Below are 14,317 nucleotides of genomic sequence, written 5' to 3' on the forward strand. Positions count from 1 at the left end.
ATGAGGCCTACGTGGCAGTGCGCTCCTCAAGGGCCTGGGTGACGATCCGGAACGCTACCGCGGGACTGTGCCCCCGACGACCCAGCATCCCCACCAGCCGCCGGGTGATCTTCTCCCGTTCCCGACGAGCTTCAGGATCTGCCCCCGGGGGAACATCAACACCCCGCAGTTTGGCCTCCACCAGGTCGCGGGCGGCAGCGTCCTCATCCTCTGCGGTGAGCTGATCCAGCGCGGCCTCAATGGTTTCAGCGGCCACCCCTTTGTGCTTGAGCTCTTGACGCAGAGCGGCGGTCCCTAATCCCTTCAGCTCATGGCGAGTACGCACCCAGGTACGGGCGAAGGCGGCGTCGTCGACCAGCTGGACGTCTTCCATCCGGTCGAGGACCGCATGGATCGTCTGCTCGCTGATCTCCTTGTCTCGCAAGGCTTCAGCCAGCTGGTGACGGGATTTCGCCGACCCGGTTAGTTTGCGCAGCACGATGTTCCGGGCCTGAGAGTACTCATCGGTGGCCTCTTCACCGGTCGTTGAGCTGGCGGTAGAGCCCACTGAGGTCTCAGCCCCGGATTCCAGCTTTGCCAAGGAGTCCCGCAGCGCGGCGAGGGTGGCTTCCTTCTCCCCCGGTACATCAGAGGTTGTGGGGGGTGCGCCAGGTGTGTGCGACCTCGTCTCAGACATGGTCGGTGTGACTCCTAGCCGTCAACGGCTTTCAGTTCGGGTCCCTGGTCCTGGTTCGCCGCGGGGATAATGCCCAGCTTTTCCTTGATCCGCTGTTCGATCTCATCGGCGAGGTCCGGGTTGTCCTTGAGGAACTGCCGGGCCTTTTCCTTGCCTTGGCCGAGTTGATCGCCGTCATAGGTGAACCAGGCTCCGGATTTCTTCACCAGCCCGTTCTCTACGCCGACGTCGATCAGCCCGCCTTCGCGGGAGATGCCCTCGCCATAGAGGATGTCGAACTCCGCCTGCCGAAACGGCGGGGCCATCTTGTTCTTCACGATCTTGGCCCGGGTCCGGTTACCCACGGAGGCGGTTCCCTCCTTGAGGGTTTCGATCCGGCGGACATCCACCCGGACCGAGGCATAGAACTTCAGGGCTTTACCACCGGAGGTGGTCTCTGGGGAGCCGAAGAAGACCCCGACCTTCTCCCGCAGCTGGTTGATGAAGATGGCGGTTGTCTTGGTCTGAGCCAATCGGCCGGTGATCTTCCGCAGGGCTTGGGACATCAGCCGGGCCTGCAGACCGACGTGGCTATCGCCCATCTCCCCTTCGATTTCAGCACGCGGTACCAGCGCGGCCACTGAGTCGATGACCACGATGTCCAATGAGCCGGAGGAGACCAGCATGTCCATGATCTCCAGAGCTTGTTCCCCGGTGTCCGGCTGGGAAACCAGCAGGGAGTCAGTGTCCACACCGAGCTTCTCCGCGTAGGTGGGGTCCAGAGCGTGCTCAGCGTCAATGAAGGCTGCGATGCCGCCGTTCTTCTGGGCATTGGCCACTGCGTGCAAGGCCACAGTGGTCTTACCGGAGGATTCCGGACCGTAGATCTCCACCACGCGGCCGCGCGGGAAGCCGCCGATGCCCAGAGCGGCATCCAGGGCGATGGAGGAACTCGGAATGGCTTCGATCGGCGCACGGGTCTCGTCGCCGAGCCGCATCACCGACCCCTTGCCGTACTGCTTGTCGATCTGGGCCAGTGCTGCGTCGAGCGCCTTCTGCCGGTCGGGGCTGACTGCCATGTTTCACCTCACGTGTTGCGATGGGTTCTTCGGATGCAGTCGAGACTAGAACCAGCCTCTGACACGTCCGATGTCCATTCCGGATACTGTGCAGAGTCCGGCGTGTCGCCGACTCCTCCCGTGCTTCGTGGAAAACATAACACCCGCATCGAACACAGTTTCGATCAACACGCCTGTGTCGCTCAGCTTTCCGGTGGAGTGATCTTCGCCGGTATATCCCGTCCCAGTCGACGTTCTTCGGGAACGTCCTGTTGGATACAGATCGCCTCCCAGACCCGCCGGGCATCGATACCCTGCTGCAGGGCTTGGCGTGCGGTGAGCTGGTATTCGGTAAGAACCAGCTCACCGGCGAGGATATGGGCGTAGGTCTCGCCGAACTCGTCCTCCATCAGGGACCAGAAGCGCGACTCCCTCATGCCGCCTTACTGTCCGGTTCCACGGCGACGGAGGCGACGTCGTCGTCGGCTGTTTCATCGTCCTCGGCGGTTTCGTCCTCGGCCGCGGCGTCGTCGGAGTCCTGCTCCTGGGTACTGTCCGTCTGGCCGGCGGTATGCGGAGGCCAGCCGGTGCCGTGGGCGGCGTCGTAGTCGGCGTAGGTCTTGTTCAGTTTGCTTAAGAGCTCGGAGAGCACTTCGATCTCTTCGAGGTTCCAGGCGGTGAGCATCTGCTGGTAACGCTCTGAGCGGTCCCGCTGGGCGGCCTCTAAGCGAGTGCGCCCTTGATCGGTGAGGGAGACCACCAGGGCCCGGCCATCGGCGGGGTCGGCCTTCTTCGTCACAAACCCGCGAGAGGCCAATGTGGATAACTGCCGCGAGAGTGTGGGTTTGCCGATGCCCAGGTGCCGGGCGATGGCGGTCATTCGCATGGGTCCACGGTGCTGCAGTGTGGCCAGCACCGAGTACGACGCCGGCTCAATCTCCGGGTCGATTTCTTGGGCCAGTTTGAGCGCGTTGAAGCGTCGTCGCACGAAGAGCCGGCTGAATTCACGCTCCAGTTCTTTCACTTTCGCGCGGCGATCGGAATCTGTCATACCGGCCAGTGTAAGGGCATCGAGTCATACCTCCCGGGGTAGGAGGCAGAACGTGAAGCCTAGAGGCCGACGAGTTCCTCGTTGCCGAATTCACGCTGGAACTCGGTGGGCACAGTGTCCGGAACGGTGAAGCCTTCGGCCTCAGCGATCCGTTCGGCCACTTGGAAGAGCATCGCGGCCAGGGGCACATTGAGCGCAGTACAGATGCTGGCCAGCAGCTCGGAGGAGGCCTCCTTCTGCCCGCGTTCGACCTCGGAGAGGTACCCCAACGAGACTCGGGCATCGTGCGAGACGTCCCGCAGTGTGCGTCCGGAGTCTTGGCGGATGCTGCGCAGCACGTCGCCGATCTCCTGGCGCAGGACCACGCCTTTGGCTTCACGAGTCTCCACCCCGGGCTCAGGGTGTTCGGCAGTGTCCTTCCACCGGGTGACTCCGTTGACGGTGACTGGCTGTCTCACCATGGGGATCTCCTCAAGTGCTGATGACGATTGCCCTATCACAACGGACGTGGTGCGCCTGTTGTTCCCACCTTAGCCCGAAGCGGCCTCCGGTGGGAGTCCTGGGGGCTCCGTGTGGAGGAAATCCTCGAGCAGGCTGAGGGCTCCTTCCACGGTGGCGGCACGGATCTCGGAGCGGTCACCGTCGAGGTCAAGTAACAGGGATCCCGCCAGCCAGTCGCCGTCGACGTCGCTGGGCTGGGTCTTCTCCGGCAGGCTGAGCCCCAGACGCTGCGCTGCCTCCGCGGTGCAGGCCAGTCCCAAGTAGACCGTACCGACGTCTTTGCCCTGGTGCGGTTCGGGACCGGCCACACCGGTGGTGGAGATCCCGATATCGGCAGCACAGCGGGTTGCGGCCCCACGAGCCATCCAGGCGGCAACATCTGGGTCCACGGCCCCGCGGGATTCCAGCAGATCCTCCGGCACGTTGAGGGTCTGGGTCTTCACGGTCACGCTGTAGGCGACGACCCCGCCCAGCAGCACTGCGGAGGTGCCAGGGACATCGGCGATCCGTGCGGCCAGAGATCCGGCGGTCAAGGATTCCCCCGTGGCTAAGGTCAGACCGCGGTGGGCGCACCGTTGGACGATCTCGACTGGATCGGTGTGCCGGGAGGCGTCACGGGCGACGTCGTCAGCTTCTCCCTCAATGGCCATGCCGGGCACTGTAGTCGGCGGGGCTGAAAACCGGCTCAAAGCCGAAGGCATCTGCGCTCACCAGCGGCTAGGACCGGGCAGCGGCCCGGATGCGCACCGCCTGGACCACGTAGTCGATGCCGGTGATGATCGTCACCACCAAGGCGACCAGCATGATCCCCAGTGCGGCATCGGCCAGCCAGCTGGCGATGACCGCCAGCGGCAACAACATCAGCTGCAGTCCCGCCGCCTGCAAGAGCGTTTTCAGCTTCCCCCCACGGGAGGCGGGCATCACCTGGGTGCGCAGCATCACCATCCGCAGCAGGGTGATCCCCAGTTCCCGGACCAGGATGAGGATTGTCACCCACCACCACAGCTCTCCCAGCAGGGAGAGCATCACCAGGGCGGCCCCGACCAATAGTTTGTCGGCAATCGGGTCGGCGATCTTGCCGAAGTCCGTCACCAATCCCCGGGAACGGGCCAGATCGCCGTCGATCTTGTCGGTAATCATCGCCACGGCGAAGACTCCTGCCGCCACCCAGCGCCACGGACCCTGCTGGGCTTCCAGCTCAGTGAAGGGCCCCTGGGCATCGAGCAGCAACAGCACCACGAACACCGGCACCAGGGCGATGCGCACCAAGGTGAGGATATTGGCGATGTTCAGCAGCGGAACCGGCTGCGGGGACTGGTCACTCATCCCCGTCAGAGTACTACTCCCACCACGCCTGCTTCAGCGTGATGACCGGCACCGGCGATCACCGGCCGGTCAGCTCCCAGGCGTCTTCAGAGTCGGTGGGGTGATCGGCGCCCTCGTGGTAGTGCTGCATCTGCGGTAACCCACGGGTGCGTTCGGCAAGGTCGGCGGCGATGAGGTCTTGGACCTCAGCGGTCTGGCTCTCCGGTGCCGGACCGGGCTCAGCGGCCTCCGGTGGGGGTGCACTGGCCTCAGCGGTCTGGGTGGGGGCCGCCGCGGCCTCGGTCAGTACGGGGTCATCGTAGGGTTCCGACGACGTCGTATCCTCACCCTTGATGGTGGCCAGCACCTCACCGAGCTGCTCGGGTGGCACCAACACGTCCCGGGCTTTGGACCCTTCGGAGGGGCCCACCACACCGCGAGATTCCATCAGGTCCATCAGCCGGCCCGCCTTGGCGAAGCCCACGCGCAGCTTACGCTGCAGCATGGAGGTGGACCCGAACTGGGTGGTGACCACCAGTTCCGTGGCCTGCAGCAGCAGGTCGAGGTCATCGCCGATGTCCTCGTCGATCTCCTTCTTCTTCGGCTCCATGGCCTGCACCGCGTCCTCGCGGTATTGGGCCTTCAGCTGAGACTTCACGTGGCCGACGACGGCTTCGACCTCGGATTCGTTGACCCAGGCACCTTGGACGCGCATCGGTTTGGCGTTGCCCATGGGCAGGAACAGCGCATCACCCTGCCCCAGCAGTTTTTCAGCCCCCACCGAATCCAGCACCACACGGGAGTCGGTGGCCGACGACGTCGCAAACGCCATACGGGAGGGCACGTTCGCCTTGATGAGCCCGGTCACCACGTTGACACTGGGCCGCTGGGTGGCCAGCACCAGGTGGATACCGGCGGCACGGGCCAGCTGGGTGATCCGCACGATGGAGTCTTCGACGTCGCGCGGGGCGACCATCATCAGGTCGGCCAGCTCATCAACGATCACCAGCAGGTACGGGTAGGGACGCAGCACCCGCTTGGAGTCCGGCGGCAGGGTGATCTTCCCGGCCCGGACGGCCTTGTTGAAGTCGTCGACGTGCTTGTACCCGAAGTGGGCGAGGTCGTCGTAGCGGTTGTCCATCTCTTTGACCACCCATTCGAGGGCCTCGGCGGCCTTCTTGGGGTCGGTGATGATGGGGGTGACCAGGTGGGGGATGCCGTCATAGGCAGTCAGTTCCACCCGTTTGGGGTCCACCATGACCATGCGGACCTCATCCGGGGTGGCGCGCATCAGCACCGAGGTAATCATCGAGTTGATAAACGCCGATTTACCGGCCCCGGTGGCACCGGCGACCAGCAGGTGGGGCATCTTGGCCAGGTTGGCGACCACATACCCGCCTTCGACGTCCTTCCCCACGCCCATGACCATGGGGTGGTCGGTCTTCCGCGCCGCATTGGAACGCAGCACATCACCGAGGGCCACGACTTCCTTGTCCCGGTTGGGGATCTCAATGCCGATGGCAGACTTCCCCGGGATGGGGCTGAGGATACGCACCTCATTGGAGGCCACCGCCAGGGAGATGTTCTTCTCCAAGGAGGTGACTTTCTCCACTTTGGTACCGGGGGTGAGTTCCACCTCGTAGCGGGTCACCGTGGGACCCCGGGAGAACCCGGTCACCGTGGCATCGACCTTGAACTGGGCGAAAGTGCCGTTGAGGGCCTCGACGATCTCGTCGTTGGCCGCGGTGTGCTCCTTCGGCACCGGCCCGGACGGCAGCAGGCTCTGGTCCGGCAAGGTGTAGGTGACATCCCCGGCCAGTTCCAGCTGCTCTGAGCGCACCGGGAAGTCCGACGCCGGCGTGGGAGCCTCCGGCTGGTTCGTTGGGGTGACTTCTGTGGTCGGCTTGGTGGTCGGTGCCGCAGAGGAGGTTTCGGCGTCGACGTCGTAGACTCCTGCGGCTTTCTTCGCCGCGGCGATCTGGTGTTCCTGCTGGGTGGGACGCTTGCGCCCGGGCTTCACCGCAGGGGTGGGATCACCGGGAGCGTCATCGGATTCGGAGAAGACAGGGGTGTCGAAGGCACCTTCGGCCGCGCGGGCGGCGTCGGGGTCGAAAGCCTCAGTCGGCGCAGTGTCCGCCGGGGGCTGGGGGTCCGCAGATCCGCTGAGTTTGGCGAAGAATCCGGGCCGCTCTGCGCGGGGCTTCTTCGACTTCTTGGCCTGCGGTTTGGGGGTTTGGGCGGTGTAAGCCGCAGTGGGCTGCTGGGCATCTCCACCGGCGGGCACATCATCATCGGTTGCCGCTGGTGGGGTCGGCTCACCGATGATGTGCCGACGAGCGACCGCGATCCGCGCGGGGATACGACGCAGAGGGGTGTCAGTGAGCACCAACAGTCCGGCCAGCAGCACCAGACTGAGGATGACCCACACCGGGTAGGCGGTGACCAGGGAGGCCAGCGGCACGGCGACAAGGTAGCCGATGATCCCCCCGGAGCTGAGCATGTTCTCGAATCCACCGGCGTCCGAGCGGGCGAAGGTTTCGTTCACAGTGGGCAGACCGGCAGCCAGGTGCGCCAGCCCAGCGGAGGCACCCAGGATGATGAGCAACCCGACGGCGACTCGCCCATTGGCTTCGTGCTCCTGGGGGGTGCGGAAGTAGCGCACTGCGGTGATGAGCAGCGCCAGGGGAAGCAAGACTGAGGCCCAGCCAAGACTGCCTGCGGTGACCCGGTGCACCAGATCCGAGGCCCAGTGGTCCCACTGCCGGGCACCCCACCAGTCGACGACAGCAGTGAGGACCGCAAGCAACAGGAAGACGAACCCGGCGGCGTCGCGCCTGTCATCGGGATGGATCTTCACCTGCCGGCCCAGACCACGGAACGCAGAAGCCACCGGGGTGGCCAGGGCAAGCCAGAGCCCGGTCAGCAGCCGCAGCGGCAGAGGGGCCTGATCCTCCTGCGCGGAGGTTTTCTTCGACGTCGTCGCGCGAGCTGTGGAAGAACCGTTCTTCGTGCTCGAGTTCTTTCCGGCGGCTCGCGAGGGGGAAGTACGTGTCGCCATAGGTCCAACCTAGCGGCAGGAGGGCACCCACCGGCGCATATCCACGCAGTCCTGTACTGAAGAATCGCTGGTGCACCTAGAGTGAAGAGCACACGACGACGGCACACCAGCCTCCGTCAGCACCAGATGAAGCACACCAGACAATACGACAGGCCCCCAAGCAACAGGCCCCCGTAGAAACACGACCGAAAGACCGCGACGCCGGGAGGGATTGTGGCACTGAGTCCGGAGTTCACACTCACTGAGCAAGAACAGCAGCACCTACACCAGCTGTACAAGGAACTGCACGCCCACCCGGAGCTGAGCATGCAGGAGCACCGGACCGCCGAGCGGATCGAGCAGCGCCTCAGTGCACTGGGGATCGAACACTTCCGTTGCGGAGGAACCGGAGTGGTCGGCGTCGTGCGCAATGGTGAAGGACCCGTGGTCGCACTGCGCGCGGATACCGACGCCCTACCGGTGGCTGAGCACACCGGTGTGGACTACGCGTCCACGGCCCAGGGCACCCTGCCTGATGGCACCAGCACAGAGGTGATGCACGCCTGCGGGCATGACACCCATATGGCCTGTCTACTCACTGCCGCCGGGGTGCTGCTGCGGCAACGGGAGGACTGGTCCGGCACGCTGGTGCTGATCTTTCAGCCCGCGGAGGAGACCGGGCAAGGCGCCCGGGCCATGGTGGCTGATGGCCTGTGGGAGAAGGTCCCTCATCCTGAGGTGATTCTGGGTCAGCATGTCTCCCCCGGTGATGCCGGCACCGTCACCATGGCGCTGGGTCCGGCGATGGCGGCGGCGGATAATCTGCGCGTCACCGTCTACGGCAAGCAGGTCCACGGTTCCCAACCACAGAACGGGATCGACCCGGTGGTGTTGGGCGCCTCGATGGTGACCCGGCTGCAGAGCATCGTCTCCCGGGAGGTGGACCCTCGCGACCCGGCGGTGGTGACCGTGGCGGTCTTCCGCGCTGGGCTGAAGGAGAACATCATCCCGGAGACCGCCGAGTTCACCGTGAATATCCGTACGCTCACCGAGTCGGTACGGCAGCAGGTGCTCGCTGCGGTGGAACGGATCATCCGCGCTGAGGCCCAGTCAGCCGGTGCGCCCGATCCGGTCATTGAGCACTACGGTCATATGCCCGCCCTCATCAACGATGCCGAGACCGCCCAGGGAGTGTTCGACGCGCTGCGCGGGTCTCTCGGGGCTGACCGGGTCGCCGTGGAACGTCCCCGCATGGGCTCAGAGGACTTCGGTGTCCTCGGTGAGCAGGCCGGGGTGCCGAGTGTGTTCTGGTTCTTCGGCGCCAGTGAACACGGGGCCGAGGACCCGCCCGGCAACCATTCGCCGTACTTTGCGCCGCTGATTGAGCCGACGCTGAGCACTGGGGTGGAGGCCATGGTCACCGCAGCCCTGCACCGTCTGTCCAGATAAACGCCCAGCACCACAGGGCTGGTGAGGTGCTGGGCAGCGCCTTAAGTCTCTACCACCACGGGCACAATCATCGGCTTGCGGCGCAGCTTCCGGTTGACCCAGGAGCCGATGGTGCGCCGCACCACCTGCTGCAGCTGGTGGGTGGTGTGTTCCTTGTTGTCCTGAATCGCTTCAGTCAGCGCCTTGGCAATCTTCGGCTTGATGTTCTTGAACACCTCGTCCTCTTCGGCCACACCGCGGGCGTGGATGTCCGGGCCGGAGATGATGGTGCCGGTTTGCCGGTTGACCACGGTGATGACGGAGATGAACCCCTCCTCCCCCAGGACACGGCGGTCCTTGAGCTCGGATTCGGTGATCTCCCCGATGGAGGACCCGTCCACGTAGACGTAGCCGGCTTCGATCTGACCGACCTCGCGGGCGGTGCCGTTGTGCAGGTCGACCACGGACCCGTCCTCGCAGAGCAGCACACGCTCTGGTTCCACACCGGTCTGCTCGGCGAGTTTGCCGTTGGCGATGAGGTGCCGGTGCTCCCCGTGCACGGGCATGACGTTCTTAGGTTTGAGGATGTTGTAGCAGTACAGCAACTCCCCGGCGGAGGCGTGGCCGGAGACGTGGACCTTGGCATTGTCCTTGTGCACGACGTCGGCGCCGAGCTTCATCAGCCCATTGATCACCCGGTAGACGGAGTTCTCATTGCCGGGAATCAACGACGACGCCAGAATGATCGTGTCCCCTTCACCCACCTGGATCTGGTGGTCACCATTGGCCATCCGGGACAGTGCGGCCATGGGTTCGCCCTGGGATCCGGTGGACATCAGCACGATCTTGTGGTCGGGCAGTTCGTCGACCTTCTTCACGTCAACCAGGATGTTCTCCGGGACGTTGAGGTAGCCGAGCTTGGCCGCAATCGACATGTTCCGCACCATGGAGCGGCCCACGAAGGCGACTTTGCGCCCGTGGGCAGCGGCGGCGTCGAGCACTTGCTGCACCCGGTGGATGTGGCTGGCGAAGCTGGCCACGATGATCCGCCGTTGGGAGCGGTGGAAGTAGGACTCGATCACCGGGCCGATGTCCTTTTCCGGAGCGGTGAACCCGGGGACATGGGCGTTGGTGGAATCGGAGAGGAACAGGTCCACGCCTTCTTCACCGAGCCGGGCGAAGTGGCGCAGATCGGTGATCCGCCCATCCAGTGGCAGCTGGTCCATCTTGAAGTCCCCGGTGTGCAGCACAGACCCGGCTTCGGAGCGGATGAACACCGCCAGGGAGTCGGGGATGGAGTGGTTGACGGCAACGAATTCGCACTCGAAGGGGCCGAAGCGTTCGGTGTCGCCTTCGGCCACGGTGAGCGTGTAGGCGTTGATCCGGTGCTCGGCGAGCTTGGCTTCCACCAGGGCTAGGGTGAGCTTGGAGCCGATGAGCGGGATCTGGTCGTTTTTGCGCAGCAGGTAGGGCACCGCACCGATGTGGTCTTCGTGCCCGTGGGTGAGCACAATGCCGACGACGTCGTCGAGCCGGTCTTCGATATAGGTGAAGTCGGGCAGGATGAGGTCAACCCCGGGCTGTTCCTCCTCGGGGAAGAGCACCCCGCAGTCGACAATGAGGATCTTCCCGTTGAGCTCGAAGACGGTCATGTTCCGTCCGACCTCCCCGAGCCCGCCGAGGGGGACGATGCGCATCGTGCCGTTCTTCAGCTTCGGCGGGGTGAGAAGTTTCTCCGGTGTCAACGTGTGAGGCTCCTTCGAGGTGTGTGGAGATCTATGCGGGTGTGTGGTGTTGTCAGGTGAGCTGGGGGTCTCGCGTGTTCTGCTGGGTCTTCGGGGGTCGACCGGTTAGAGCGTCCAGCCGGCTTCGCGCAGGTCACTGCGGATCAGTTCCTGTTCAGCGGCATTGGCTTGGACCAGGGGCAGGCGCACATCGGGGCGGATATCGAAGCCCAGCCAGCCGAGCACGAGTTTGGAGGCCACAGCCCCCTGCACTCGGGTCATCAGCGCACGGATGACGGGGCCGAGCTCACTGTGGGCGATGCGAGCGGCTTTGAGTTCATAGTTCAGCACCGCATCGACCATCCGCCGGAATGTGGGGGCCGCCACGTGGGAGGTGACGGAGACGACGCCGGCAGCACCCATCGCCATCCACGCTAAGACGTTCTGGTCGTCACCGGAGTAGATCTCCAGGTCGGTCTTGGTCAGCACCTCAGTGGTGGCGGTGATGTCATTCTTGGCGTCCTTTAAGGACATGATCCGTGGGTGCTCGGCGAGTTTGAGGATGGTCTCAGTGGCCACTGGGATGCCGGTGCGGCCGGGGATGTCGTAGATCATCAGCGGCAGGTCCACAGCGTCGGCCACTGCGGTGAAGTGGGCGTAGACACCGTCCTGGCTGGGTTTGTTGTAGTAGGGGGTGACCACCAGTTGGCCATCGGCCCCGGCCCGTTCAGCCTTGACCGCCATTTCCAGGTCGTGGCTGGTGTGGTTAGTGGAGGTGCCGGCGATGATCTTCGCGCGGTCGCCGACGGCGGATTTCGCGGCCCGGACCAGGTCGGCCTTCTCGTAGTCCTCCAGTGTGGAGGTCTCCCCGGTGGTGCCGGAGACCACCAGTGAGTCATTGCCCTCATCGACCAGTTTGGCGGCCAGCGCTTCGAAGGCTTTGAAGTCCACCCGGTCATCGGCGGTGAAGGGGGTGACCATGGCGGTGATGAGGTGCCCGAAATAGGGGTCGGTCTGGTCCGGGTGTTTGACTTCGCCCTGGGCCAGGTACGGGTCGAATTCACGCGGAGTCTGCTCGTCGGCCGTCATAGGCAGTAGCCTATCGCCTGTGATGTCCCGCACCCACACCCGCCGCTCGGCACGCCGCCGGCTGACCGGGGTGGATGCCGCCCGCGGACTGGCGCTGCTGGGAATGTTCACCGTCCACGTGCTGCCGACCACGGATGAACTCACCGGGGAGGCGACCTGGGCCGGCACCTTGTTCGCCGGACGCTCCGCGGCGCTGTTCGCGGTTCTCGCCGGGGTGGGCATCGCCCTGCTCACCGGGGGTACTAAGCCTGAGAGACCCAGTACGGAGGTGAACCGGGACCGGGTCTCCCTGGCGGTGCGGGCCGGCGTCATTGTGCTCATCGGCCTGTTGGTCTCTCTGCTGCCGGCCGGGGTGGCGATCATCCTGGTCCACTACGGGGTGATGTTCATCCTCGCACTTCCGTTTCTGCGGCTGCGGGCCCCGGGCTTGTTCCTGCTGGCCGGAGTCTGGGCTGTGGCGGGGCCGGCGTTCTACTGGGTGTGGCAAAACGCCCTGCGGGAGGGGATTGAACCCTGGGAGTCACCGGAGCGGCTATGGCGCTCCCCCATCCTGGTTGATGTCTTCCAGCCTCTGCAGCTGCTTCAGGACTTGGTGGTCACCGGATACTACCCGTTGCTGGTGTGGCCGGCCTATGTGTTCTTCGGTATGGCACTGGGTCGGCTGGATCTGCGTCGGATCTCCACTGCCTTGATGCTGGTAGTCGGCGGGGCTTTCGTGGCTGCGGTGACCGCGGTGATCGGGTGGTGGGTGCGGGAGCACTCCACCATGGTGGAGGTCATGCTGCAGATCTACGGGGGCACCCCGGAGCAGATCCGTGGAGCCATGGTCGCCGGGGATCACCAGGTCCCGTTGATCCTCGATGAGCGCTGGTTCCTGTTGGATGCCGCTCATCAGAACACCCCGGTGGAGGTGATTCAAGCGATGGGCTGCGCTGCCGGCGTCGTCGGCGTCTGTCTTCTCATCGCCAAGCCGCTGCCGTGGCTCTTGGCTCCGCTCTCCGGGGCGGGATCTATGCCGCTGACGCTGTATGTGGGCCACCTGGTAATGCTCAGTCTCTGGCGGGACGAAGAAGCCCCGCTGCATGCACTCTCGGATGCGGTCATGCTCACGGTGCTGATCGGTGGGGCCTTAGGCATGGGGCTGCTGAAGGCGCTGCTGGGGCGCCGGGGGCCGTTGGAGGCGATGACCCATGCGGCCTCGGCGGCTGCGACCGGGCGCCGAAGGTGACCCGATAGTCTGGAGACCATGGCTGAACAGATCAAAGTCGCGGTCCTCGGTGCTTCGGGGCGGATGGGTTCGGAAGCGGTCAAAGCGGTCGACGCCGCCGGTGACCTTCAGCTCGTTGCTCGCCTGGGCAGCCGGGATTCCTTACAGCAAGTGCTCGACGCCGGGGCCACCCATATCGTGGACCTCACCGTCCCCGCCGCCACAGAAGACAATGTGCACTTCGCGGTGGAGCACGGGATCCACGCCGTGGTCGGTGCCACCGGCTGGGATGCGTCCCGGTTGACGCGACTTCAGGAAGTTCTCACCGAGCACCCGGAGACTGGAGTACTCATCGCTCCGAACTTCGCCCTGGGCTCAGTGCTGGCCACCGCGTTTGCGGCCAAGGCTGCGCAGTTCTTCGAGTCGGCGGAGATCGTTGAACTCCACCACCCGAATAAGGTCGATGCGCCCTCGGGAACGGCCGTGCGCACCGCCGAGCTGATGGCGGCCTCCCGTCGGGACCACGGTGTGGGTCCTTCCCCTGATGCCACCGAAACACAACTGCCGGGGGCCCGGGGTGCGGTGGTCGAGGACATCCACGTCCACGCGGTGCGTCTGCGTGGACTGGTGGCTCACCAGGAGGTGTTGCTGGGCTCAGCCGGTGAGCAGCTGACCATCCGGCATGACTCCTTCGACCGGGCCAGTTTCATGCCCGGGGTGCTGCTGGGGTTGCGGACTGTGGCTTCCCGGCCGGGACTGACCCACGGCCTGGATGGCTACCTGGATCTGGGACTGTAGGGGCCGGTTGTGCGTTCGAAGATTTTCACCTTCATCATGATCGGGCTGCTGCTCATTATGCTCGGCGGCGCGTTCACCGCCGGGGTGCGGTTCCTGCGGGTCGATGACGCTGTCGCACAGATCATCGGCCTGGGCACTATTGTGCTGGTCATCCTGGGGTTCTGGGTGCTGATGCGGGAGATCAGTTTTGGGCGCAGTATCGAGCGGCTCGGCCGGATCCTCGATGCAGAGGGCGGGCTGCCGGAGGACACAGTGGACCGCTCCCCCGGTGGTCGGCCGGACCGCGAACAGGCCGACGAGCAGTTTGCCCGGTTCCAGGCGGAAGCTGAGGCGGCCCCGGAGGACTGGCGCAGCTGGTTCCGGCTTTCGGTGGCCTACGACGTCGCCGGGGACCGTCCGCGAGCCCGGCGTACGATGCGTCAGGCCATAGAGATGGAACGCGCTTCCCGCAACCGGAGGTGAGC

14 protein-coding genes are annotated in these 14,317 nt (G+C 65.0%); 4 read left to right on the plus strand and 10 right to left on the minus strand.

Annotated elements, in window-relative coordinates; all coding sequences use genetic code 11:
• Positions 1-7: 7 nt before the first annotated feature.
• The 8 genes from H578_RS0103870 to H578_RS0103905 form a co-directional block, all read right to left on the minus strand.
• Entirely contained in the window at positions 8-676 is a 669-nt protein-coding gene (locus H578_RS0103870; RefSeq protein WP_022872389.1) for a regulatory protein RecX, read from the minus strand.
• Positions 677-690: 14 nt separating this feature from the next.
• Positions 691-1,734: a recombinase RecA gene (gene recA / locus H578_RS0103875; protein WP_022872390.1), complete on the minus strand. Its 1,044-nt coding sequence runs from the start codon at positions 1,732-1,734 to the stop codon at positions 691-693.
• A gap of 182 nt (positions 1,735-1,916) precedes the next feature.
• Positions 1,917-2,150, minus strand: coding sequence for a DUF3046 domain-containing protein (locus H578_RS0103880; protein ID WP_022872391.1), 234 nt, complete (start codon positions 2,148-2,150; stop codon positions 1,917-1,919).
• Positions 2,147-2,764, minus strand: a complete 618-nt coding sequence (locus H578_RS13125) for a MarR family winged helix-turn-helix transcriptional regulator (protein WP_022872392.1) — start codon at positions 2,762-2,764, stop codon at positions 2,147-2,149. The genes H578_RS0103880 and H578_RS13125 overlap by 4 nt, the downstream gene beginning before the upstream one ends.
• A gap of 59 nt (positions 2,765-2,823) precedes the next feature.
• On the minus strand, positions 2,824-3,225 hold the full coding sequence (locus tag H578_RS0103890; protein ID WP_022872393.1) for a helix-turn-helix domain-containing protein: 402 nt from the start codon (positions 3,223-3,225) through the stop codon (positions 2,824-2,826).
• Between the two features lie 69 nt (positions 3,226-3,294).
• Positions 3,295-3,915, minus strand: coding sequence for a CinA family protein (locus H578_RS15435; protein ID WP_022872394.1), 621 nt, complete (start codon positions 3,913-3,915; stop codon positions 3,295-3,297).
• A gap of 67 nt (positions 3,916-3,982) precedes the next feature.
• A complete protein-coding gene (pgsA, locus tag H578_RS0103900; protein ID WP_022872395.1) occupies positions 3,983-4,591 on the minus strand; it encodes a CDP-diacylglycerol--glycerol-3-phosphate 3-phosphatidyltransferase in 609 nt (202 codons plus the stop codon).
• 58 nt (positions 4,592-4,649) lie between these two features.
• A complete protein-coding gene (locus H578_RS0103905) occupies positions 4,650-7,628 on the minus strand; it encodes an FtsK/SpoIIIE family DNA translocase (RefSeq protein ID WP_022872396.1) in 2,979 nt (992 codons plus the stop codon).
• Between the two features lie 219 nt (positions 7,629-7,847).
• Between H578_RS0103905 and H578_RS0103910 the strand changes: the two genes are divergently transcribed.
• On the plus strand, positions 7,848-9,056 hold the full coding sequence (locus tag H578_RS0103910) for an amidohydrolase (protein WP_033420261.1): 1,209 nt from the start codon (positions 7,848-7,850) through the stop codon (positions 9,054-9,056).
• A 41-nt stretch (positions 9,057-9,097) separates the two neighbouring features.
• Here the strand turns inward: H578_RS0103910 and H578_RS0103915 are convergent, their stop codons facing one another.
• Positions 9,098-10,732, minus strand: coding sequence for a ribonuclease J (locus tag H578_RS0103915; protein WP_051130776.1), 1,635 nt, complete (start codon positions 10,730-10,732; stop codon positions 9,098-9,100).
• A gap of 153 nt (positions 10,733-10,885) precedes the next feature.
• On the minus strand, positions 10,886-11,848 hold the full coding sequence (gene dapA / locus H578_RS0103920) for a 4-hydroxy-tetrahydrodipicolinate synthase (RefSeq protein WP_022872399.1): 963 nt from the start codon (positions 11,846-11,848) through the stop codon (positions 10,886-10,888).
• A gap of 22 nt (positions 11,849-11,870) precedes the next feature.
• On the opposite strand from dapA, the gene H578_RS0103925 reads away from it, so the two are divergent.
• From H578_RS0103925 to H578_RS0103935, 3 genes are read left to right on the plus strand one after another with little or no spacing between them, the layout of a single operon-like run.
• On the plus strand, positions 11,871-13,076 hold the full coding sequence (locus tag H578_RS0103925; RefSeq protein WP_022872400.1) for a heparan-alpha-glucosaminide N-acetyltransferase domain-containing protein: 1,206 nt from the start codon (positions 11,871-11,873) through the stop codon (positions 13,074-13,076).
• Between the two features lie 18 nt (positions 13,077-13,094).
• A complete protein-coding gene (gene dapB, locus H578_RS0103930; RefSeq protein WP_022872401.1) occupies positions 13,095-13,853 on the plus strand; it encodes a 4-hydroxy-tetrahydrodipicolinate reductase in 759 nt (252 codons plus the stop codon).
• A gap of 9 nt (positions 13,854-13,862) precedes the next feature.
• A complete protein-coding gene (locus H578_RS0103935; RefSeq protein WP_022872402.1) occupies positions 13,863-14,315 on the plus strand; it encodes a hypothetical protein in 453 nt (150 codons plus the stop codon).
• Positions 14,316-14,317 lie beyond the last annotated feature (2 nt).

It is taken from the genome of Nesterenkonia alba DSM 19423, from assembly GCF_000421745.1.
Classification (GTDB): domain Bacteria; phylum Actinomycetota; class Actinomycetes; order Actinomycetales; family Micrococcaceae; genus Nesterenkonia; species Nesterenkonia alba.